The sequence below is a fragment of the Amycolatopsis tucumanensis genome (genome assembly GCF_021654135.1).
Taxonomy (GTDB): Bacteria; Actinomycetota; Actinomycetes; order Mycobacteriales; family Pseudonocardiaceae; genus Amycolatopsis_E; species Amycolatopsis_E tucumanensis.
Window position 1 is genome coordinate 85,504 of record NZ_JAKGSD010000008.1, and the last position, 21,711, is coordinate 107,214.

Consider the following 21,711-nt stretch of genomic DNA (forward strand, 5'->3'; position numbering starts at 1 on the left):
GGATGCGACGAACTACGCATTCTGCCAGACATGACGAACGCTCTCGACGATGTCGACTACGACCAGTTGCGCCAGCTCGTCGGTTTGGTCGAGCACGATGAGACCGCCGACCCGTTCCCCGTGAAATCGCTCGATGCCGTCGTGTTCATCTCCGGCAACGCCACCCAGACCGCGTGGTACTACCAGCACGCGTTCGGCATGCGGCTCGTCGCCTACGCCGGGCCGGAGACCGGGCAGCCGGACCACAAGGCGTTCGTGCTGAAGTCGGGTTCCGCGCGCTTCGTCATCACCGGCGGCGTCCGGCCTGATTCGCCGCTGCTCGACCACCACCGCCGCCACGGCGACGGCGTGGTCGACCTCGCGCTCGAAGTGTCCGATGTGGACAAGTGCGTGGCGCACGCGCGGGCCCAGGGCGCCACGGTCCTGGAGGAGCCGCACGACGTCTCCGACGAGCATGGCACCGTGCGCAGGGCCGCGATCGCGACCTACGGCGAGACCCGGCACAGCCTCGTCGACCGCTCCCGCTACACCGGCCCGTACCTGCCCGGCTTCCAGGCGCGGGAGACGCCGCAGCGCAAGCGGCTGTTCCAGGCCGTCGACCACTGCGTCGGCAACGTGGAGCTCGGCAAGATGGACCACTGGGTGGACTGGTACCACCGCGTCATGGGCTTCACGAACATGGCCGAGTTCGTCGGCGACGACATCGCCACCGAGTACTCGGCGCTGATGAGCAAGGTCGTCGCCAACGGCAACCACCGCGTGAAGTTCCCGCTCAACGAGCCCGCGGTGGCGAAGAAGAAGTCGCAGATCGACGAGTACCTGGAGTTCTACGGCGGCGCCGGGTGCCAGCACATCGCGCTGGCCACGAACGACATCGTCGGCACGGTGACCGCGATGCGCGCCGCGGGCGTGGAGTTCCTGGACACCCCGGACTCCTACTACGACGACCCGGAGCTGCGCGCGCGGATCGGCGAGGTGCGGGTGCCGATCGAGACGCTGAAGGAGCACCGGATCCTGGTCGACCGCGACGAGGACGGCTACCTGCTGCAGATCTTCACCAAGCCGGTCGGCGACCGGCCCACCGTGTTCTACGAGCTGATCGAACGGCACGGCTCGCTCGGCTTCGGCAAGGGCAACTTCAAGGCCCTGTTCGAGGCGATCGAGCGCGAGCAGGAGCGCCGCGGCAACCTCTAGCCGACGACGGTGAACCCGGCGCGCTGGAGCTCGGCGTGGACCTCTTCGCAGTGGTCGGGCCCGCGGGTTTCCAGCTTGAGCGCGATCTCGACCTCGCCGAGGGCCAGCGCGCCGGAGATCCGCGAGTGCTCGACGTCCAGGACGTTGGCGCCGAGGTCCCGCACCCGGGACAGCACCGACACCAGCGACCCCGGCCGGTCCGGCACACGCAGCCGCAGCGCCAGGTAACGCCCGCCCGCCGTCATGCCGTGCTGGATTATCTGCAGCAACAGCAACGGGTCCACGTTGCCGCCGGACACCACGGCCACCACCGGCGCCGCGAACTCGCCGGGGTACTGCAGCAACGCCGCCACCGCCGCGGCGCCCGCCGGTTCCACGACCAGCTTGCGGCGCTCCAGGCACAGCAGCACCGCGCGGGACAGCGACTCCTCCGACACCGTGAGGACGTCGTCGACCTTCGCGGCCACGTGCGCGAAGCTCACCGGCCCCGGCTGGCCGACCGCGATCCCGTCGGCCATCGTCTGCATCTCCCGCAGGCGCACCGGGCCACCGGCGGCGAGCGACGGCGGGAACGCGGCCGCGTCCTCGGCCTGCACCGCCACGACCCGCACGTCCGGCCGCGACGCCTTCACCGCGCAGGCCACCCCGGCGACGAGCCCGCCACCGCCGGTCGGCACCAGCACCGTGGCCACCTCCGGCACCTGCTCCAGGATCTCCAGCCCGACGGTGCCCTGCCCGGCGATGATGTCCGCGTGGTCGAAGGGGTGGATGAACACCGCGCCGGTCCGCTCCGCGAACGCGACCGCCTCGGCCAGGGTCTCCTCCAGCACGTCGCCGTGCAGGTGCACGTCCGCGCCGTAGCCGCGGGTGGCGGCCAGCTTGGGCAGCGGCGCGCGCGTCGGCATGAAGACGGTCGACGAGATGCCCAGCAGCGACGCCGCGAGCGCGACACCCTGCGCGTGGTTGCCCGCGCTGGCCGCGACGACCCCGCGGGCCCGCTCCTCGGCGCTCAGGCCGTGCAGGCGGGTGTAGGCGCCGCGGATCTTGAACGAGCCGGTGCGCTGCAGGTTCTCGCACTTCAGGTGGACCGCGCCACCATGCGCCCGCTCCAGATCACGCGCGTGCTCCATCGGCGTGACGCGGATGATCCCCTCGAGCAGCTTCCGCGCCTCGCGGATGCGGTCGACGTCCACCAGATCCATATCCCGGATCATGCCACTCGCACCTCACGGGTTTCGGTACCCTGGGAGCCGGTCAGTACGGCGAATCGGGAGTAGCCATGCCAGCACGGGGTGAAACGGGCGGACGGGTCCGCCGCGCCACGCGTGCGGCCGGCCTGCTGCCGTTGGTCGCGGGCGTCACGTCCGCCCTGGCCCTCACCGGCGCGGCGGTCTACACGGTCGACCGGGCCAACTGCGGCGACCCGGCCCAGTACATCCGGCACGACAACTACGTCGAGCTGGTCGGCGGGTGCGTGAACGGCTCCGACCTGGAGGGCATCCGCACCGGCACCACGGCCGGTGACGCCAAGACGGCCGAGCTGAACAACTACCGGCCCTGACCGACTTCTGGCGCTGACGGGCGGGGAAGCGCCGCGACGCTCCCCCGCCGTCGCCTCTCAGCCCAGGGCCGCGCGCAGGTCGTCGCTCAGGTCGCGGACGTCCTCGATGCCGACGGACAGCCGCAGCAGGTCGTCGGGCACCTGGAGCATCGAGCCGGCCACGCTCGCGTGCGTCATCTGGCCGGGGTGCTCGATCAGCGATTCGATGCCGCCGAGCGACTCGGCCAGGATGAACAGCTCCGTGCGCGCCGCGGTGTCCAGCGCGGCCTGCCTGCCGTCGGCGTGGCGGAACGAGATCATGCCGCCGAAGCGGCGCATCTGCTTGGCCGCCACCTCGTGACCGGCGTGCCCGGGCAGGCCCGGGTAGTACACCTCGGCGACCTTCGGGTGCGCCGACAGCATCTCGGCGATCTGCTCCGCGTTGTCGCAGTGCCGGTCCATGCGCACGGCGAGCGTCTTGAGGCCGCGCAGGGTGAGCCAGGCGTCGAACGGGCCGGGCACCGCGCCCGCCGAGTTGCGCAGGAAGAACAGCTGGTCGCGCAGCTCGTCCTCGTCGGTCAGCACGGCGCCGCCGACGACGTCCGAGTGGCCGCCCAGGTACTTGGTGGTCGAGTGCACGACGATGTCGGCGCCGAGCGCCAGCGGCGTCTGCAGGTACGGCGTGGCGAAGGTGTTGTCGACGACGAGGCGGGCACCGGCGCCGTGGGCGATTTCCGCCAGCACCGCGAGGTCGGCGATGCCGAGCAGCGGGTTGGACGGCGTCTCGCACCAGATCAGCTTCGTCTCCGGGCGGACCGCGGCACGCACTTCGTCCGGGTTCGACAGGTCCGCGACGCCGTACTCGACGCCCCACAGCTTCAGCACCTTGTCGATGAGCCGGAAGGTGCCGCCGTAGGCGTCGTTGCCCAGGACCAGGTGGTCGCCGGGCCGCAGGACGGTGCGCAGCACCGCGTCGGTGGCGGCCATGCCGGAGGCGAACGCCAAGCCGTGCCGCGCGCCCTCGAGCGAGGCCAGGGCCTGCTCCAGCGCGGTGCGCGTCGGGTTCGCGGTGCGGGAGTACTCGTAGTCACCCTCACGGGTGCCCCCGACGCCGTCCTGCGCGTAGGTGGAGGTCTGGTAGATGGGCACGATGACCGCACCTGTCCGCGGGTCAGGCTCCTGACCTGCGTGGATGGCGCGCGTCTCGAAGCCGGAGCGGGAAAGGTCGTGCGTCATTTCCCCAGCCTACGACCAGCCCTGGGTCACCCATCGCCCGGTGGGCGGCAGGCACGCCAGCACCAGCGTGCCGATCGCGGGCACGCACAGCACGCCGACGTAGCCGAGCGGCACGTCGCCGTCGAGGAGGCCGAGGAAGTACACCCCGAACGCGCCGAGCACCAGCACCAGCACGTACACGAAGAGCGCCGCGGCCGCGCCGATGATCGTGGCGACGCGGCCGAACTCCTTGGCCAGCACCAGCCCGACCCCGCCGGTGATGAGCGCCGCGGCGAGCACCAGGTGGGTGGCGAACGTCAGCAGGCTGCGCCCGAGGTCGCCGTCGCCGGCGAGCAGCACCGCGCCACCGGCGACGCCGACCAGGTGGAACAGGCCGCCGAGCAGGGCCAGGACAGCCGCCGTGATGCCGGCGCCGCCGCCGCGCGACGCCGCGGCCGCTTCGGATTGGGACGGAAAGGTCACCACTACCAACTACCAGCCGGGCGGTGCCGCAGGTACCGGAAGGTCCACGGAAGCACCGCGAGGACGAACACGAGCGGGCCGCCGACCACCGCGCCGACCCGCACGAACGCGTCGGCGGGGGCGAAGCGGAACATGGCGGCGAAGAAGTCCCCGAAGTAGCCGGGGTAGAGCAGGACCGGTTCGCAGATCACCGCTGCGACCGCGAGCAGCCCGCCGACCAGCAGCAACACCGCGCCGGCGACCGCGCGGAAGAACGTGGTCAGCGCGCCGGCGAGCAGGACCAGCGCGGCCGCCGAGTAGACGACGAGGACGGTGCGGACCTTGCCGTCCATGCCGGCGAAGCCGTAGTCGACGAAGAACTTCAGCGGCAGGTAAGCCAGCAGGCCGGCCAGCGCCAGCCCGAGCAGGCCGGCGAGGATCGCGGTGGTCCCGCTGGGGCGCGGCTCGTGGCCGTTTCGACTCGTCACAGGGCCCCCGGGGGATCGGTCCGTTCCGGCGCTCACCCTAGCCGCGTTCCCAGCGCGCGGACATCAACTGGGAAAAAGACGATGCCCCCGGCGCGTGCCGGGGGCATCGTCGTCAGATCAGCTGGTCACCACTGCTGGGGCGGCTGGCCGGGCTGGCCGTACTGGCCGGGCTGCTGCGGCGGCTGGCCGTACTGACCCGGCTGCTGGCCGAACTGGCCGGGCTGGCCGTAGCCGGGCTGCTGCCCGTACTGGCCAGGCTGGCCGTAACCGGGCTGCTGCTGCGGCTGGCCGTACTGACCGGGCTGGCCGGGCTGCGGGAAGCCGCCGCTCTGCGGGTTCGGCCCGCCGGGCTGACCGTACTGGGGCTGGCCGTGCGGCTGCCCGAACTGACCGGGCTGACCCGGCTGACCCGGCTGCGGGAAGCCACCGCTCTGCGGGCCGCCGAAGCCGCCGGGACCGCCGAAGCTGCCCGGGCCGCCCTGCTGGCCGCCATCGCCGAGGCCGACGAACTGCTTCGTGGCCGGGACCAGGCCGAGCGCACCGATCGCCAGCACCACGATGCCGAAGATCAGGTACATGATCGCCTTGCCGGGCGTGTCCATCTCGCTCGGGAACGCGGTCATGAACAGGATCGCGAACAGCAGGAGGAGGAACCCGCCGACCGCGGTGACGATCGGCGCGATCTTCCTCAGCGAGGCGCTGAGGCGCCCGGCGAGCGCGATCAGCACGCCACCGGCCAGGGCCGCGAGGCCGCCGACCAGGATCATGATCAGGTAGAACCAGACCAGGCCCGGGCTGGGCAGGCCCAGCTGGTCGGCCTGCTCGCTGAACGAGTCGTACGCGTCCGAGTAGTCACTCGCGTCACCGAAGTCGACCAGGACGAAGATGGCCGAGAGCAGACCCAGGAGCGCCGCGACACCGCCGGCGATGTAGCCAAAGAGCTGGTTGTTGCCCGCACCGGCGCCGCCGCCCTGCTGGGGGTAACCCGGCGCGCCGAAGCCCTGCGGCTGGCCGAAGCCACCCGACGGCGGGCCGTAGCCCTGCGGCGGCTGGCCGTACGGGCCCGGCTGCTGCTGCCCGAAACCGGGCTGCTGCTGCTGCCCGAAGCCCTGCTGCCCGAAGCCCTGCTGGGGGTTCACTGCACTGGGGTTGTCCGCGGCGCTCGGCGGCGGCGAGTACGGGATGGCCGGCGGCTGGGAGCCCGGGGGCACCAGCTGCGTGGACTCCGCGCCCGGCTGGTCACCCGGGTTGACCTTCTGCGTGGCGTTCGGGTCCCCACCCGGCTGGACCACCTGGGTCGGCTCCGCGGTCTCGCCGAACGAGCCGCCCTCGGACGGCTGCTGCGACTGGCCGGGCTGCACGACCTGGGTCGGCTCCGAGGAGCCGAACGGGTTGTCTTGCTGCTGTTGGGGACCGCTCGGCGGGCCCTGAGGCGGCTGACCGCCACCCCAAGGCTGGTTGGGCGGCTGCGGAGCGCTCATGTGGGTCTTGAACCCCCTCGAGAGGACTGACAGTGCGTATTCACGTTGATCCGGGTGGGCACACGCTATCGGATACCGGTCATAGACGCTCGTAACGCCCCGACGGTTCCGCGCGATGAAGTCTGGTTCACCGTCCGGCGAGGTACCCCAGCAGGTCGTGCCTGGTGAGCACGCCGGCCGGCTTGCCGTCGACCAGCACCAGCGCGCCGTCCGCGTTGGACAGGGCCTTCATCGCCGCGCCGACGCCCTCGCTGGCGCCGATGGTCGGCAGCGGCGGCGACATGTGCTTGTCCAGCCGGTCGGCGAGCTGGGCCTTCCCGGTGAACAGGGCCTCCAGCAGCTCCCGCTCGTTGACGGCGCCGACCACCTCGGCGGCCATCACCGGCGGCTCGGCGCTGACCACCGGCATCTGGCTGACGTCGAACTCGGACAGGATCGCGACGGCCTCGGCGACCGTCTCGTTCGGGTGGGTGTGGACCAGGTCGGGCAGCGATCCGGTCTTGGCGCGCAGGACGTCGCCGACCGTGGCGCCCGAGGAGTCCGGGGGCAGGAAGCCGTAGCCGGCCATCCACTGGTCGTTGAAGACCTTGCCCAGGTAGCCGCGGCCGCCGTCGGGCAGGAGCACCACGATGACGTCGTCCGGGCCGAGCCGCTCGGCGAGCTTGAGCGCGGCCGCGACGGCCATCCCGCACGAGCCGCCGACCAGCAGGCCCTCCTCGAGCGCGAGGCGGCGGGTGACGGCGAAGGACTCGGCGTCGGAGATGGCGATGATCTCGTCGGCGATGCCGCGGTCGTAAGTGTCCGGCCAGAAGTCCTCGCCGACGCCTTCGACCAGGTAGGGGCGCCCGGTGCCGCCGGAGTAGACCGAGCCCTCCGGGTCGGCGCCGACGACCTTGACGCGGCCCTGGGAGGCTTCCTTCAGGTAGCGGCCGGTGCCGGAGATCGTGCCGCCGGTGCCCACACCCGCGACGAAGTGGGTGATCTTCCCGTCGGTCTGCTGCCAGATCTCGGGGCCGGTCGAGTGGTAGTGGCTCTCCGGGTTCTGCTGGTTGGCGTACTGGTTGGGCTTCCAGGCGCCCTCGATCTCCCGCACCAGCCGGTCGGAGACGGAGTAGTAGGAGTCCGGGTGCTCGGGCGGGACGGCGGTCGGGCACACCACGACGCGGGCGCCGTAGGCCTTCAGCACGTTGCGCTTGTCCTCGCTCACCTTGTCCGGGCAGACGAAGACGCACTGGTAGCCCTTGCGCTGGGCGACCATCGCCAGGCCGACGCCGGTGTTGCCGGAGGTCGGCTCCACGATGGTGCCGCCGGGCTTGAGCTCGCCGGAGGCCTCGGCGGCTTCGACCATGCGCAGCGCGATGCGGTCCTTCACGCTGCCGCCCGGGTTGAAGTACTCCACCTTCGCCAGCACGAGCGGCGCCAGGCCCTCGGTGAGGGAGTTCAGCTTGACCAGCGGGGTGTTGCCCACGAGGTCGACGATGTGCTCGACGTAGTCCACGGCCCCACCCTAGACGTGGTACTGGTCGCGTAGGGGTTTGACCGCACGCTCCCAGGGTGCAGGATGTGGGTAAGCACGCGCTTAGTCCGACCCGAAGGAGTGTCAAGCCATGCCTGAAGCCGTCATCGTCTCCGCGGCGCGTTCGCCGATCGGCCGCGCCGGGAAGGGCTCGCTGGTGAGCATGCGGCCGGACGACCTGGCCGCGCAGATGGTCCGCGCCGCGCTGGACAAGGTGCCGCAGCTGGACCCGAAGGACATCGACGACCTCATGCTCGGCTGCGGCCTGCCCGGCGGCGAGTCGGGCTTCAACATGGGCCGCGCCGTCGCGGTCCAGCTCGGCTACGACCACCTGCCCGGGTGCACCATCACCCGCTACTGCTCCTCCAGCCTGCAGACCACCCGGATGGCGCTGCACGCGATCAAGGCGGGCGAGGGTGACGTGTTCATCTCCGCAGGCGTGGAGACGGTGTCGCGGTTCGCGAAGGGCAGCTCGGACTCCTGGCCCGACACGCACAACCCGCTGTTCGCCGACGCCGAGGCCCGCACCGCGAAGACCGCGGCCGAGGGCAGCGACACCTGGGTCGACCCGCGCGAGAACGGGCAGCTGCCCGACGTCTACATCGCGATGGGCCAGACCGCGGAGAACCTCGCGCGCCTGAAGAACGTCTCCCGCGAGGAGATGGACGAGTTCGGCGTGCGGTCGCAGAACCTGGCGGAGAAGGCCATCGCCGACGGGTTCTGGGCCAAGGACATCACGCCGGTGACCCTGCCCGACGGCACGGTCGTGTCGAAGGACGACGGCCCGCGCGCCGGTGTGACGATCGAGGGCGTGTCCGGCCTGAAGCCGGTGTTCCGCCCCGACGGCCGGGTCACCGCGGGCAACTGCTGCCCGCTCAACGACGGCGCCGCCGCGCTGGTGATCATGTCCGACACCAAGGCGAAGCAGCTGGGCATCACGCCGCTGGCGCGGGTCGTGTCGACCGGCGTGTCCGGCCTGTCGCCGGAGATCATGGGCTACGGCCCGGTCGAGGCGTCGCAGCGCGCGCTGGCCCGCGCCGGGATGTCCATCGGCGACATCGACCTGGTGGAGATCAACGAGGCGTTCGCCGCGCAGGTCATCCCGTCCTACAAGGACCTGGGCATCGACATCGAGCGGCTGAACGTCAACGGCGGCGCGATCGCCGTTGGCCACCCGTTCGGCATGACCGGCGCCCGCATCACCTCGACGCTGATCAACTCGCTGCAGCACCACGACAAGCAGTGGGGCCTGGAGACGATGTGCGTCGGCGGCGGCCAGGGCATGGCGATGGTCATCGAGCGGCTGAGCTGACCCCGCACGCGAGAAGGGGCCCGGCTGCGTGCCGGGCCCCTTCTTCGTGTGCGTGGATCAGGCGCTGGCGCCGTTCTTCGCGACCGCGCACATGGTGGTGGCGGGCTCGGAGTAGGTGACCGCGCCGTCGATCTCCAGGCCCTCGCAGGCGGCCTCGTCGGCCTGGCCGGTGACGACCTTGAGGAACTCGATCTCGGCCGTCGGGTCGGTGCAGGGGACCCGCTTGTAGCCGTCGGTCGAGGACGTCACGTTGGCGAAGCAGTCGCCGTCGTGCGCGTTGATCATCAGGCAGAGCTTGTAGTCGCCGCGGCCGCTGACGCTGTACTCGTCGTAGTCGCCGGTCGGGCAGCTGTCGGACGCGTTGTCCAGCTTGACCGCGATCTTGACGTTCGCGTTCTGGTCGCCGCAGTCCTTCTTCGTCGGCTCGTCGCCGTTGGTCTTGAACTCGGTGATCTGCAGGCAGTCACCGACCGCGGCCGAGGCAGGGGACCCGACGAAGTTGATGATCGCGACGATGCCGACGCCGACCACCACGACGATCGGCAGGACGATCCGCAGCCAGGTGAGCTTGCTCTTCTTGGCGGGCTGGCCGGGCGGCGGGCCGAACGGCTGCCCCGGCGGGGGGCCGAACGCGCCGGGCTGACCGGGCTGTCCCGGCGGCGGGAAGGCGGGCGGGGCGCCCGCGGGCTGCCCGAACTGGCCGGGCTGACCCGGCTGACCCGGCTGGCCGGGCTGACCCGGCTGTCCCGGCTGGCCGAACTGACCGGACTGGCCCGGCTGCCCGGGCTGGCCCGGCTGGCCGAACGCGCCGGGAGCGCCCTGGTTACCGGCGGGCGGCTGGTTGCCGAAGGGCGTCGGCTGCCCTCCAGGCGCAGCCGGCGGTGGGGGGACGCTCACGCGAACCTCACAAGTGTGAACTGGACAGGAGTCCTCGTATCCAACACTGCGTAGTCAAGGAGACGATCACCGGGCCACCGAAAGGGTGAGCACATAACAAAAGGACACCCGGCTGGTAACCGAGTGTCCTTCTGTTGGGGAAGCTGTTGAGCTGCTGTCATCCAGGTGGCGAAGCCACTTCAAACCCCGCTGTCAACTAGCCGCCACTGTGCGTTCGCTAGTCGTTCTGCAGGTACGACAGCAGGCGCAGGATCTCCAGGTAGAGCCAGACCAGGGTGGTCATCAGGCCGAACGCGGCGAACCACGCCCACTTGGCCGGCATGCCCGCCCGGATCATCTGGTCGGCCGCGTCGAAGTCGAGCAGCAGGCAGAACGCCGCGACGCCGATGACCACGAGGCTGAAGATGATGGCGAGCGCGCCACCGTCCCGCAGGCCCATGTTCACGCCGAAGAGGCCGAGCACGAGGTTGGCCAGCATCAGGATCACGACACCCGCCAGGGCGCCCATCACCCACTTGGTCAGCTTCGGCGTCACCTTCACCGCGCCGGTCTTGTAGACGACCAGCATGCCGATGAACACACCCGCGGTGCCCAGGATCGCCTGCAGGGCGATGCCGGGGTAGAGCATCTCGAAGAGCCCGGTGATCGCACCGAGGAACACACCCTCGGCCGCCGAGTACAGCAGCGTCATCGGGCCGCTCGGCTTCTGCCGGAAGATCATGATCAGCGACAGCACCAGGCCGACGATCATGCCGCCGAGCATCAGCCCGAGCACCGGGCCGAGCGCGTTGGCGTCAGCCTGGCTCTGCGCCCAGATCGCGGCGAGGACACCGGTGATCAGGGCGACGCCGAGGCTCATCCCGGTCTTGATGACGACGTCGTCGACCGTCATGGGACGTTCGGTCGCCGGCGCCTGCTGCGCGCCGTACCCCGACGGCATGCCGTAACCGGGCATGCCCTGGGGCTGGTTGAAGCCTACGTTCGGCCCGTAAGAGCCGTATCCCGCGCTGCCGGTGGGCAGGTTGCGGAACGCTGGGTTGCTTGTGGAACGCACCTGATCCTCCTGGATCTACTGGCACCTGCATCAGGTTCAACGTCGGCAGCGCCCTGCCGGTTCCCGTTCAAGTAAAGGCGACTTTACTCGCGTCCGCTGATCGTTCCGGGGACCCCGTGCACTATGACTGTGGTCACGACGGCCGCGGCGGCGGACAATGCAGCCGGGCGACGACGGCGGAGGGCAGGCACATGACCGGGTATCTGGTGACCGGGGCGACCGGGCTGATCGGGCGCCACTTCACCCCGCTGCTGCTGGCCAGGGCGGAGGTCGACCAGGTGTTCCTGCTGGTCCGCGAGAAGTCGCGGGAGCGGCTGACGGACCTGGTCAACGGCTGGCCGCACCCGGAGAAGGTGACGCTGGTCGACGGCGACATCGGCCGCGAGGACCTCGGCATCGCGGAGGACGTGCGCGCCGGGCTGCGGGGCCGGGTCGACGGTCTGGTCCACCTGGCCGCGCTGTACGACCTGACCGCCGACGACGCGACGAGCGTCAAGGCCAACGTCGAGGGCACCCGCAACGTGCTGGAACTGGCCGCCGACATCCAGGCCGGCTGCCTGCACCACGTGTCGTCGGTGGCCGTGGCCGGCGACCACGAGGGCGTGTTCACCGAGGACATGTTCGACACCGGCCAGCGCCTGCCCACGCCGTACCACCGGACGAAGTTCGAGGCCGAGCGCCTGGTGCGGCAGCAGTCCGAGGTGCCGTGGCGGGTGTACCGGCCCGCGGTCGTGGTGGGTCACTCGCAGACCGGCGAGATGGACAAGATCGACGGCCCGTACTACCTCTTCCCCGCGATCAGCAGGCTCGCCGCGCTGCCGAACCTGCCGCTCGCCGGCCCGGACCTGGGCGACACGAACGTCGTCCCGGTCGACTACGTGGCCAGGGCGCTGCTGGAACTGGTGGTCAAGCCGGGGCTGGACGGGCGGGCGTTCCACCTGGTCAGCCCGGAGCCGCAGTCGGTGATCTGCGTCTACAACGCCTTCGCCCGCGCGGCCGGGGCGCCGACGATCAACGTCGAGCTGGACCGGCGGCTGTCCCGGGGCCTGCTGAAACTGGCCCGGCTGAGCGAGCACGTGCCGGGTGTGACGATCACGCGCGACGCGTTCCTGGAGCGCCTCGGCATCCCGGCCGTGCTGCTGGACACGCTGTCGTTCCCATCGGTCTTCTCCTCGGCCGCGACCCGCAAGGAGCTCGCGGCCAGCGGCGTCGACGTGCCCCGGATCGAGGACTACGCGCCCGCGCTGTGGCGGTACTGGCGCGAGCACCTCGACCCGTTCCGCGCCCGCAAGCACGGGCCGCGAGGCGAGCTGGACGGCCGCCGCGTGATCATCACCGGCGCGTCGTCGGGCATCGGACGGGCGACCGCGTTGAAGGTGGCGGCCGAGGGCGGGGTGCCGCTGCTGGTCGCGCGGCGGGAGCCGGAGCTGGCGGAGGTGCGCGACGAGATCGTCGCCGCGGGCGGCTACGCCTCGATCTACCCGGCCGACCTGACCGACGAGGAGGCCGTGCGCAAGATCGTCGACCAGATGCTGGCCGAGCACGGGCGCATCGACATGCTGGTCAACAACGCGGGCCGGTCGATCCGCCGGTCGATCAAGCTGTCCTACGACCGCTTCCACGACTACGAGCGCGCGATGGCGATCAACTACTTCGGCGCGGTGCGGCTGATCCTCGCGGTGCTGCCGCACATGGCCGAGCGGAAGTTCGGGCACGTGGTCAACGTGTCGTCGATCGGCGTGCAGGGCATCGCGCCGCGGTTCTCCGCGTACGTCGCGTCGAAGGCGGCGCTGGACTACTTCAGCAAGATCGCGGCGACCGAGACCCACGGTGACGGCATCACGTTCACGACCATCCACATGCCACTGGTCCGCACGCCGATGATCCGGCCGACGAAGATCTACGACGCGTTCCCGACGAAGTCGCCGGACCAGGCCGCGGACATGGTGGTGCGCGCGCTGAAGAACCGGCCCAAGCACATCGGCACCCCGGAGGGGTACCTGATCCAAGCGGCGTACACGCTGCTGCCGGGGCTGGTCGACGCCATCGCGTACGAGGGTTACCGCGTCTTCCCCGACTCGACGGCCGCGGGCGGCAGCGGTGAGCTGCGGATCGGGAAGGGCGAGCGGCACCTGTCCCGCGCGGCGAACGCCCTCGTCAAGCTGACCAGGGGTTTCCACTGGTGAGTGACACACCGGGCGTGGCCTGACCGTGTTAACACGCTGTGCGCGGGTACGGTTTTCGCATGGTCTCTGAGCGCGACAGCCTGCTCCCGTTGCGGCGTGAGTACAACCAGGTGTGGCACGGCTTCGACCGCGGCCAGGTGCTGCAGTACCTGGATCACGTCGAGGCGAACCTGCGCCGGGTGATGGCTGATCGCGACAACGCGATGGCCAAGGTGTCCAACCTGTCGCGCGAGCTGGAGGGCGCGCGCGGGGAGATCGCGCGGCTGCGCAACCGGGTCGAGGAGCTGAAGCGGCCGCCGGAGCGGGTCGAGGACCTCGACGAGCGCATGCAGCGCACCGTTGAGCTGGCGGAGATGCGCGCCGAGGAGATCACGTCGCGCGCGCAGGTCGCGGCGGAGGAGCACTGGAGCGCGACGACCGAGCTGTCCGGGAAGCTGCGTGAGCGGTACCAGAAGCTGCTGGCGGAGCTGGACACGCACGGGCAGGCCCTGCAGGCCGAGCACAAGCGGGCGCTGGAGGCGACGAAGGCGGAGGTCGAGCGCCTGACGTCGGAGGCGACACGGCGGCGGACGCAGCTGGACATCGAGGCCGAGCGCAAGCGGCGCACCGTGCAGCACGACTTCGAGCAGTCGATGGCGTCGCAGCGGGCCGCGCTGGAGAAGCACATCGCCGACCAGCAGACGGCGAGCAAGCAGCAGGCCGAGCGGCGCATCGCGGAGGCGACCGCCGAGGCGAAGCGCCTGGTCGACGAGGCCAGCGCGAGGGCCCGCGCGATGGTCGAGGACGCGACCGCGAGGGCGGAGAAACGCGAACGCGAGGCGCGGCAGCTGGTGGAGCGCCTGACGCGGATCAGCACGGAGGTCGCCGGGCGGCTCCGCAAGACCGACGAGGTGCTGGCCCGCAGCCAGTCGACGCTGGAGCCGCTGCGGGAGGAGTCCGTGGTGGACATGAGCCGCCCGGTGGATGATGCGGGCGACGGCATGAAGACGGTGCCCGCGGTGAAGCCGGCGGTGAACTCCGCGGCAGTGAAGACGGCGGTGGTGAAGCCGGTTGGCGGGCCGGGTGCTGGTGGGCCGGGTGCCGGTGGCGCGAGTGCCGGTGGGTCCAGTGCTGGTGGGCCGGGTGCCGGTGGCGCGAGTGCCGGTGGGCCCGGTGCCGGTGGGTCCAACGCTGGTGGGCCGGGTGCCGGTGGCGCGAGTGCCGGTGGGTCCAGTGCTGGTGGACCGAGCGCTGGTGGCGCAGCCGCGAGCGCGGCGAAGCCGGGTCCCGGCGGCGCAGCGGCCGGACGCCCGGCAGCGGGACCGGCCGCGGGCGGTCAGGGCGGTTCGAACACCAACAGCCAGGGCGGCCCGGCCAGTGAAGCTCCGGCAGGCGGCAAGCCCAACCCGCCGAAGGCAGCACCGGCCGCGAAGCCCGGTGGCGGAGCCCGCCCGGTGACGGGCAAGCCGCCCGCGGCTCTCGCCGGCCCGGCCGCCATGGCGGAAGGGCAGCAGCCGCCGAAGCCGCTCGCCAAGCGGCCGCAGTCCACTAAGAAGTAGGCGACCCCAGCCCACTACGAAGTAAAGCCGCCGGAGGCGGTCTCAGCCCCCGTGGGAAGCCGCCCCGCGCAGCCCACCGGAGGCGGCGCCGCACCTCGGCTGCCCGGGCAGCGCGGCGGCTGCACGGACCGCCGGTCCCGTCATCGGCTCGCGCCCACCACTCCAGTTGATCGACGGGCGCCGCCCAGCCCCGCCCGGTCAACACCCGGCTAGGGCAACCGGGGCCAGGGGTTCAGCTCCTCCAGCTGCGCGGCCAGCGCCAGCAGCCTCGCCTCGCCGCCGGGGCTGGTCACCAGCTGCACCCCGATCGGCAGGCCCTTCGGCGTGCGGCCCGCCGGTACGGAGATCGCCGGGTAGCCGGACAGGTTCCACAGGCCCGTGAAGCCCGCCAGGGCCACCGACGGCAGCGCGTTCGCCAGGCACGACCGCCCATGCCAGGCCGCCGCCTTCGGGGGCATCGTCGCGAGCGTCGGGGTGATCAGCACGTCCTGCCCGGCGAAGAACTCCGCCGCCCGCGCCGTCCAGCGGCGGGCCGTACCAGGTGTCACCAGCCGCCGCGCGGCGCGGCCGATCCGCACGTGCCGCTGCGTCCGCGGCTGCAGCGCGTCGAAGTCCACCTCGGACGCCTGCTCGGCCGGGCCGGCGAACCACCGCTCCAGGATCCCGGCCACCGGCTCCACCCCGTACCGCGGCCGCGCGCGAGACACGCGATGCCCGGACCCCGCCAGCAGGTCCGCCACCCGCTCGACCGCCGCCGTCAGCGGGCGCGGCACCGGCGCGCGCGTCAGCGGCACCTCGGTCGACACCGCGATCCGCAGCCGACCCGGCTCGCGCACCTCGGCGAACTCCGGCCGGCCCGCCAGCACCGACAACAGCAACGCCGCGTCCGCCACCGTCGTCGCCAGGCTGCCATGCGCGGACATCCCGAACCAGCCCTCCTCGGCCAGCACGTCCGCCCCCGGCTTGATGCCCACCAGCCCGCACATCGCCGCGGGCAGCCGGATCGAGCCGAGCCCGTCGGTGCCGTGCGCGACCGGCACCAGTCCCGCCGCCACCGCCGCCGCGCTGCCGCCCGACGAACCGCCCGCCGTGTACTCCGGCGCCCACGGGTTGCGCGTCACGGCCTCGGGCGAGTCGGTCATCGGCCAGATGCACAGCTCCGGCACGCGCGTGATCCCGACGACCACCGCGCCGGCCTCCCGCAGCCGCCGCACCACCAAGTGGTCCGAACCAGCCGGCCGGGCCGTGGCGGTCCCGCGCGTCACGGTCTCGCCCGCGATCCCGGCGACGTCCTTGACCGCGACCGGCACCCCGGCCAGCGGCAGCTCCGCCAGGTCCGGGCGCGAGCGCAGCGCTCCGGCCTCCGCCACCGCCTCGTCCGCCCGCACCCGGCGGAACGCGCCCACCACCCGGTCCGCGGCCTCGATGCCCGCGATCACCCGTTCGGTCTCCCGCACCGGGTCCACCGTTCCGGCCCGCACCGCGTCGGCCAGCTCCTTCGCCGTCACCATGCGAAAACCCTATAGAACAATTCGCGACCCAATTGCCGGTCGCGTGAGCGGCCGATCACGCAGCGATCCGGGTAATGTCGGATTCGTCACGGTTACCGGCGCACGAAACGTGATCGGCGCGTGCACCCACCGTGAGACGACCTGATCAGCGCCATCCTCCGAAAAGGACCCGCGACGGCCGAGGTGGCCAGGACCCCTTGCGCCACAGTTAGAATCGCGTTCGGAACCCCGGTACCTCATCGATAAAGGTGTGAGAGATCACAGAAGGAACAAGCGCGACAGCGCCCGCTACGACCATCCGGAGTAGCCGGCGAGACCATCCAGCGGAATAGAACCCGCGGAACGCTTCGGCATTCCCCGGACTCGCCAAGGATCTGCGCGGCCCGTCGGTCGGGACGTAACGAGATCATATAGCGGGACGACAATATCCGCGCGGCTGACAATGCCCCCGACCCCTCACCGGAGAGGCGGCGAGCGCGGACGGAACGTGAAGTTGACTCATACTTGTCCGGGCTGGTTCACTCTCCCGGTCGCAGAACCCACCGCGGTTCCTGTGCGCAGCGTCAACTCGGGTCCGGGGGCCGAGGCCATCACATCGAGTTGCGGGAAGGCTCTTCAGAGCGTTGAAAAAGGTATTCGGAACACGTAGGCGGCGTGCTTCGATCCGGTCGAGGGTGCTCGCGATCGCGATCGTGCCCAGTGTCGCCCTGCTGCTCGCCGGCGTGGCGCTCGCGGGCTACCTGGTCGTGCAGGCGGTGAACGCCCGCGAATTCGCGACGAAGGTCCACGACTCGGCCGAGCCCGGCGCCCTCTTCTTCGGCGCGGTGCGCGCGGAGCGCGTGCTGACCCTGCGCACGCTGGCGAGCAACGGCGCGCCCGGCGCGGATCTGATCCAGGCCCGCGCGAAGCTGGACACCACGGCCGCGCGGATGGCCACCGTGCTGCAGGACATGGTCGACGACGCGCCGGACTCGGTGCGCCAGAGCATCGCCAAGACCAGCGCGAACTTCGCCCAGCTGCCGGAGCTGCGCCAGCGCGTCGACAGCAGGCAGGCGTCGCCGCTGGAGGCCTACGCCTTCTACAACCGCATCATCGACGAGTTCGCCACCGGTCTGAACGGCGTCGCCGAGGGCGCGCCGGACGCGCAGACCGCGTTCCTCCGCGTCACCGCGATGCCGCTGTTCACCGCGGCCGACGCGATGTCCCGCGGTGACGCGCTGGCGGCCGCCGGCATCGCCGGCCGCGGTCTGTCCGAGGAGGAGTTCCGCACCTACATCAGCCAGGTCGGCGCCTACCACGCCGAGCTGGAGGTCGCCGCGCCGCAGATGATCCCGTCGGTGCGCGCCAAGTACGAGGCGCTGCTGGCGAGCCCGGCGTGGGACACGCTGAGCATCGTTGAAAACGCTTTCCTCCGCGGCAACCAGGACTCGCTCCCGGTGCCCGAGGCGCAGTGGCGCGACGCCGCGACCCAGGTCGGGAACGCGCTGATGGGCCTCTACATCGAGCAGAGCTCCAACGCCACGAACGTCGGCCTGGAAAGCGGTGACCGGACGCTGGTCACCTCGATCATCGCCGGCGCCGCCGCGCTGATCGTCTCCTTCGCGGTGTTCTTCTTCGCCTGGCGCCTGTCCAACCGCCTGATCCAGCGCCTCGGCCGGCTCCGCGAGGAGACCCTGGAGGCCGCCGAGACGCAGCTGCCGCAGCTGGTCGAGCGGGTCCGCACCGGCGAGGCCGTCGACCTCGACACCGAGGTCGCGCTGCTGGACCACGGCGACGACGAGATCGGCCAGGTCGCCGACGCGTTCAACAAGGCGCAGCAGACCGCCATCGCGGCCGCGGTCGACGAGGCCAAGACCCGTGAGGGCACCAAGAAGGTCTTCCTCAACATCGCGCACCGCAGCCAGGTGCTGGTGCACCGGCAGCTCAAGGCGCTCGACGAGGCCGAGCGCAAGCAGGAGGACCCGGACCAGCTGGACATGCTGTTCCGCCTGGACCACCTGTCCACCCGCGCCCGCCGCAACGCGGAGAACCTGATCATCCTCGGCGGCGAGCGGCCGGGACGGCAGTGGCGCAACCCCGTCGCGCTGGCCGACCTGATCCGCGGCGCCACCGGCGAGACCGAGGACTACGCGCGCGTCACCGTCGGCAAGCTGCCGAACGTCGCGGTCGCCGGCCCGGTCGTCGCCGACCTCGTGCACCTGCTCGCCGAGCTGCTCGACAACGCCACCTCGTTCTCGCCGCCGAACTCGCGGGTCGAGGTGTTCGGCGACGTCGTCGGCAAGGGCGTGGTCATCGAGATCGAGGACCAGGGTCTGGGCATCGAGCCGGAGCAGGCCGAGGAACTGAACGCGATGCTGCGGGAACCGCCGGACTTCAGCGTCATGGCGCTGTCCGCGGAACCGCGCCTCGGCTTGTTCGTGGTCGCGCGGCTGGCGTCCCGGCACGGGATTTCGGTGACCCTGCGCGAATCCGCCTACGGTGGCACGCGGGCAATCGTGCTCGTGCGGTCCGAGCTGCTGGCTCCGGTGCCGCAGCCGGAGGACGGGCAGCAGCCCGAGGAGGCGCTGGTCCCGGCGCAGAGCGTGCCGTCGCACCGCTGGCCGGAGGAGGCCGACACCGCACCCGAGCCGGCCGGCACCAACGGGCACCGCGAGGAGCCTCCGGCGCGGGTGGATCTGTTCCGCGCCAACGTTCCGGCCGCCCCGCCGGAACCGCCGCCCGCCCCGCCGCAGCAGCCCGCGCCGTCGCAGCACTCCGCCCTGCAGCAGCACCAGGCGCCGCCGCAGCGGCCGCAGGTGCCGTTGCGGGCGCCGCTGGACTCGCGGCCGCCGCTGGACACCCGCGTGCCGATCGACACGCGGCCACCGCAGTCCCGGCCACCGCAGCACGCGGGGCCGATCTCGCCGGACCGCCCGCCGCTGCCGCGGCGGCGACGGCAGCAGAACCTGGCCCCGCAGTTGAGGAAGGACGAGGAGACCACCACCTTCAGCGCCGCCACCGACCACAGCACCGTGCCCTCGGACAGCCCGGAGCAGGCCCGCAGCCGGCTTTCGGCGTTCCAGCAGGGCACCCGCCGCGCTCGTGAACAGGATCCGAGCACCACCGACATTCTGGGAGAGCACACGTGACGAACGCGGGAATCAACGAGCTGGACTGGCTCCTCGACGACCTCCTGCAGCAGGTCGTCGGAGCGGACCGGGCGGTTGTGCTGTCGGCCGACGGTCTGCTCATCGGCCGGTCGACCAACCTGTCCGAAGAGGACGGCGAGCACCTGTCGGCGGTGGCGTCGGCGTTCCAGAGCCTCGCCAAGGGCACCGGGCGCCACTTCGGCGGCGGCGCGGTGCGCCAGACCGTCGTGGAGATGGACCACGCGTTCCTGTTCGTCACCACGGCCGGGCACGGCGCCTGCCTCGCGCTGCTGACCGCGGCCGACGTCGACATGGGCCTCGTCGCCTACGCGATGAACATGATGGTCAAGCGGGTCGGCGCGGCGCTGAGCGCGGCGCCACGAGTTGAGCAGCAAAGCACGCCATGATGATCAGGCGGGACGACGACACCTGGTTCGATGACGCCGCGGGCCCGATCGCCCGGCCGTACACGATCACCGGCGGCCGCACCCACGCCGGCGACATCGACCTGCAGCTGCTCTCACTCGTGGTCGCCCTGCCCGGACTGGCCGAAGCGGCCACCATGGCACCGGAGTACGCCCGGATCGTGCGCCTGTGCCAGCGGCCGCTGTCGGTCGCCGAGGTCGCGGCGCACCTGGACCTGCCGGTGCCGATCGTGAAGGTGCTGCTCGCCGACCTCATCGAGCGCGGCCACGTCATCTACCGGACGTCCCAGCCCATCTCCGACACCCCGGAACAACACGTACTTCAGGCGGTTCTCGATGGCATTCGCAGGCTCTGAGCCCCGGCGGAACGTCTCCGCCACCGTGGTGAAGCTGCTGATCGCAGGCGGCTTCGGGGTCGGGAAGACCACCATGGTCGGCTCGGTGAGCGAGATCTCCCCGTTGCGGACGGAGGAATCGATCACCCAGGCCTCGGCCGGGGTCGACGACCTCACCGGGGTGGAGAGCAAGACCACCACGACCGTGGCGCTGGACTTCGGCCGCATCACGATCAACCCCGAGCTGATCCTGTACCTGTTCGGCACGCCGGGGCAGGACCGGTTCTGGTTCATGTGGGACGAGCTCGCGCAGGGCGCGCTGGGCGCGGTGGTGCTCGCCGACACACGCAGGTTGGAAAGTTGCTTCCCGGCCGTGGACTTCTTCGAACGGCGCGGGCTGCCGTTCGTGGTCGGCGTCAACTGCTTCGACAACGCCTACCGCTACGGCACCGAGGAGGTGCGTGCGGCGCTCGAACTGGACGACACGGTGCCGATCCTGCTGTGCGACGCGCGGGACCGCGAGTCGACCAAGCAGGTGCTCGTGATCCTGATGCAGCACGTGATGGCGAACGCGGCCCTCGCGCGACGCTAGCAGCCCGTTTGTCCGTCCGGTGTGGACGGACACGCTCTAGGCCGTGTCCTGTAGGTCTGTACGCAGCCACAACACGATCGAGGCGATGATGATCTCGGCGCGGTAGTAGGCGGCGCGTTCGGCGTAGCGGGTGGCCAGGTCCCGAAACTGCTTGAGCCGGTTGAAGCAGCGCTCGACGACGTTCCGGTTGGCGTAGATGGCCTGGTCGAACGCGGGTGGGCGGCCACCGGCCGCGCCCTTGGCGCGGCGATGCTGGACCTGGTCTTGTCGGCGATCACTCGGTCCGGGTGGGTGCGGGGCCGGCCCGTCCGTCCCGGCCGACGTCGATCTGGTCCAGCAGCGGCAGCAGGTGCGGGTTGTCCCCGGCCTGCCCGGCGGTGAGGATGATCGACACGGGCAGACCGCGCCCGTCCACGGCGAGGTGGATCTTGCCGCTCAGTCCGCCTCGGGAGCGGCCGAGGGCTTCCCCGTGAACGGCGAGGGCTTCGACCCATCCGGTAGCGCATCCCCCTTTTTTGCGGACCCCAGCCGAGTGCTGGTGGGCCCGCACGTTGCTGGAGTCCACGCTGATCATCCACTCCACGTTGCCGACCGAGTCGTCTTTGACGACCACGTGGTCGAGGATGCGTTCCCAGGTGCCGTCCGCGGTCCAGGTTCGCAGCCACAGCTTCCATAGGATCGCGTTGATCACCTGTCGGTGATCGCGCCAGCACCGGCCCCGGCCCGCGACCGGCGGTAGCAGGGGTTCGATCCGGGCCCAGGCCTTGGCGGTCAGTTCACCACTACCCACCCCCGGTCCTGATCAACTATCGCAGGTCACAACCCCTACAGGGCACG

At 71.3% G+C, this 21,711-nt stretch carries 18 protein-coding genes and 1 pseudogene; 9 read left to right on the forward strand and 10 right to left on the reverse strand.

The features are described from left to right. Positions 1-30: 30 nt before the first annotated feature. Positions 31-1,194, forward strand: a complete 1,164-nt coding sequence (gene hppD / locus L2C96_RS11220; protein ID WP_237336096.1) for a 4-hydroxyphenylpyruvate dioxygenase — start codon at positions 31-33, stop codon at positions 1,192-1,194. Here hppD and ilvA read toward each other — a convergent pair. Continuing rightward, positions 1,191-2,396 carry a threonine ammonia-lyase gene (gene ilvA, locus L2C96_RS11225; protein WP_237336156.1) on the reverse strand — a complete coding sequence of 402 codons (1,206 nt, stop codon included), beginning with the start codon at positions 2,394-2,396 and terminating at the stop codon, positions 1,191-1,193. The two genes, hppD and ilvA, sit on opposite strands and share 4 nt — an antisense overlap. 77 nt (positions 2,397-2,473) lie before the next feature. Between ilvA and L2C96_RS11230 the strand changes: the two genes are divergently transcribed. Then, a complete protein-coding gene (locus tag L2C96_RS11230; RefSeq protein WP_020421491.1) occupies positions 2,474-2,755 on the forward strand; it encodes a hypothetical protein in 282 nt (93 codons plus the stop codon). A gap of 57 nt (positions 2,756-2,812) precedes the next feature. Here L2C96_RS11230 and L2C96_RS11235 read toward each other — a convergent pair whose 3' ends face one another. The 5 genes from L2C96_RS11235 to L2C96_RS11255 form a co-directional block, all read right to left on the reverse strand. Further along, positions 2,813-3,970 (reverse strand): cystathionine gamma-synthase, encoded by a 1,158-nt coding sequence (locus L2C96_RS11235; protein WP_020421492.1) that lies wholly within the window; start codon positions 3,968-3,970, stop codon positions 2,813-2,815. 9 nt (positions 3,971-3,979) lie between these two features. After that, a complete protein-coding gene (locus L2C96_RS11240; RefSeq protein WP_235716252.1) occupies positions 3,980-4,432 on the reverse strand; it encodes a hypothetical protein in 453 nt (150 codons plus the stop codon). 2 nt (positions 4,433-4,434) lie between these two features. Beyond that, positions 4,435-4,899: a hypothetical protein gene (locus L2C96_RS11245; protein ID WP_237336097.1), complete on the reverse strand. Its 465-nt coding sequence runs from the start codon at positions 4,897-4,899 to the stop codon at positions 4,435-4,437. A gap of 125 nt (positions 4,900-5,024) precedes the next feature. Then, a complete protein-coding gene (locus L2C96_RS11250) occupies positions 5,025-6,380 on the reverse strand; it encodes a hypothetical protein (protein ID WP_272882380.1) in 1,356 nt (451 codons plus the stop codon). 127 nt (positions 6,381-6,507) lie between these two features. Continuing rightward, positions 6,508-7,878 carry a cystathionine beta-synthase gene (locus L2C96_RS11255; protein ID WP_020421496.1) on the reverse strand — a complete coding sequence of 457 codons (1,371 nt, stop codon included), beginning with the start codon at positions 7,876-7,878 and terminating at the stop codon, positions 6,508-6,510. Positions 7,879-7,987: 109 nt separating this feature from the next. Here L2C96_RS11255 and L2C96_RS11260 point away from each other — a divergent pair, with 109 nt between their 5' ends. Beyond that, positions 7,988-9,208, forward strand: a complete 1,221-nt coding sequence (locus tag L2C96_RS11260; protein ID WP_020421497.1) for an acetyl-CoA C-acetyltransferase — start codon at positions 7,988-7,990, stop codon at positions 9,206-9,208. 57 nt (positions 9,209-9,265) lie between these two features. Here the strand turns inward: L2C96_RS11260 and L2C96_RS11265 are convergent, their stop codons facing one another. Together L2C96_RS11265 and L2C96_RS11270 are read right to left on the reverse strand one after the other, a co-directional pair. Further along, complete coding sequence (locus L2C96_RS11265; RefSeq protein WP_237336098.1) at positions 9,266-10,105, reverse strand: LppU/SCO3897 family protein; 840 nt, start codon at positions 10,103-10,105, stop codon at positions 9,266-9,268. 217 nt (positions 10,106-10,322) lie between these two features. Next, positions 10,323-11,159: a Bax inhibitor-1/YccA family protein gene (locus tag L2C96_RS11270; RefSeq protein ID WP_027936367.1), complete on the reverse strand. Its 837-nt coding sequence runs from the start codon at positions 11,157-11,159 to the stop codon at positions 10,323-10,325. A gap of 191 nt (positions 11,160-11,350) precedes the next feature. Here L2C96_RS11270 and L2C96_RS11275 point away from each other — a divergent pair, with 191 nt between their 5' ends. Together L2C96_RS11275 and L2C96_RS11280 are read left to right on the forward strand one after the other, a co-directional pair. Beyond that, positions 11,351-13,345, forward strand: coding sequence for an SDR family oxidoreductase (locus tag L2C96_RS11275; RefSeq protein ID WP_237336099.1), 1,995 nt, complete (start codon positions 11,351-11,353; stop codon positions 13,343-13,345). 59 nt (positions 13,346-13,404) lie between these two features. Then, entirely contained in the window at positions 13,405-14,883 is a 1,479-nt protein-coding gene (locus L2C96_RS11280; RefSeq protein WP_237336100.1) for a coiled-coil domain-containing protein, read from the forward strand. Between the two features lie 209 nt (positions 14,884-15,092). Here the strand turns inward: L2C96_RS11280 and L2C96_RS11285 are convergent, their stop codons facing one another. Then, entirely contained in the window at positions 15,093-16,394 is a 1,302-nt protein-coding gene (locus L2C96_RS11285; protein ID WP_237336101.1) for an amidase family protein, read from the reverse strand. 674 nt (positions 16,395-17,068) lie between these two features. Here L2C96_RS11285 and L2C96_RS11290 point away from each other — a divergent pair. The 4 genes from L2C96_RS11290 to L2C96_RS11305 are packed head-to-tail and all read left to right on the forward strand — an operon-like array spanning position 17,069 to position 20,874. Continuing rightward, entirely contained in the window at positions 17,069-19,522 is a 2,454-nt protein-coding gene (locus L2C96_RS11290) for a sensor histidine kinase (protein ID WP_237336102.1), read from the forward strand. Continuing rightward, positions 19,519-19,929 (forward strand): roadblock/LC7 domain-containing protein, encoded by a 411-nt coding sequence (locus L2C96_RS11295; RefSeq protein ID WP_020421504.1) that lies wholly within the window; start codon positions 19,519-19,521, stop codon positions 19,927-19,929. Before L2C96_RS11290 ends, L2C96_RS11295 begins: the two co-directional genes overlap by 4 nt. Then, complete coding sequence (locus L2C96_RS11300; protein WP_017984828.1) at positions 19,929-20,303, forward strand: DUF742 domain-containing protein; 375 nt, start codon at positions 19,929-19,931, stop codon at positions 20,301-20,303. Before L2C96_RS11295 ends, L2C96_RS11300 begins: the two co-directional genes overlap by 1 nt. Beyond that, positions 20,284-20,874: a GTP-binding protein gene (locus tag L2C96_RS11305; protein ID WP_026153485.1), complete on the forward strand. Its 591-nt coding sequence runs from the start codon at positions 20,284-20,286 to the stop codon at positions 20,872-20,874. The genes L2C96_RS11300 and L2C96_RS11305 overlap by 20 nt, the downstream gene beginning before the upstream one ends. Positions 20,875-20,910: 36 nt before the next feature. On the opposite strand, the pseudogene L2C96_RS11310 reads toward L2C96_RS11305, so the two are convergent. Beyond that, a pseudogene (locus tag L2C96_RS11310) lies at positions 20,911-21,664 on the reverse strand (IS5 family transposase). Positions 21,665-21,711 lie beyond the last annotated feature (47 nt).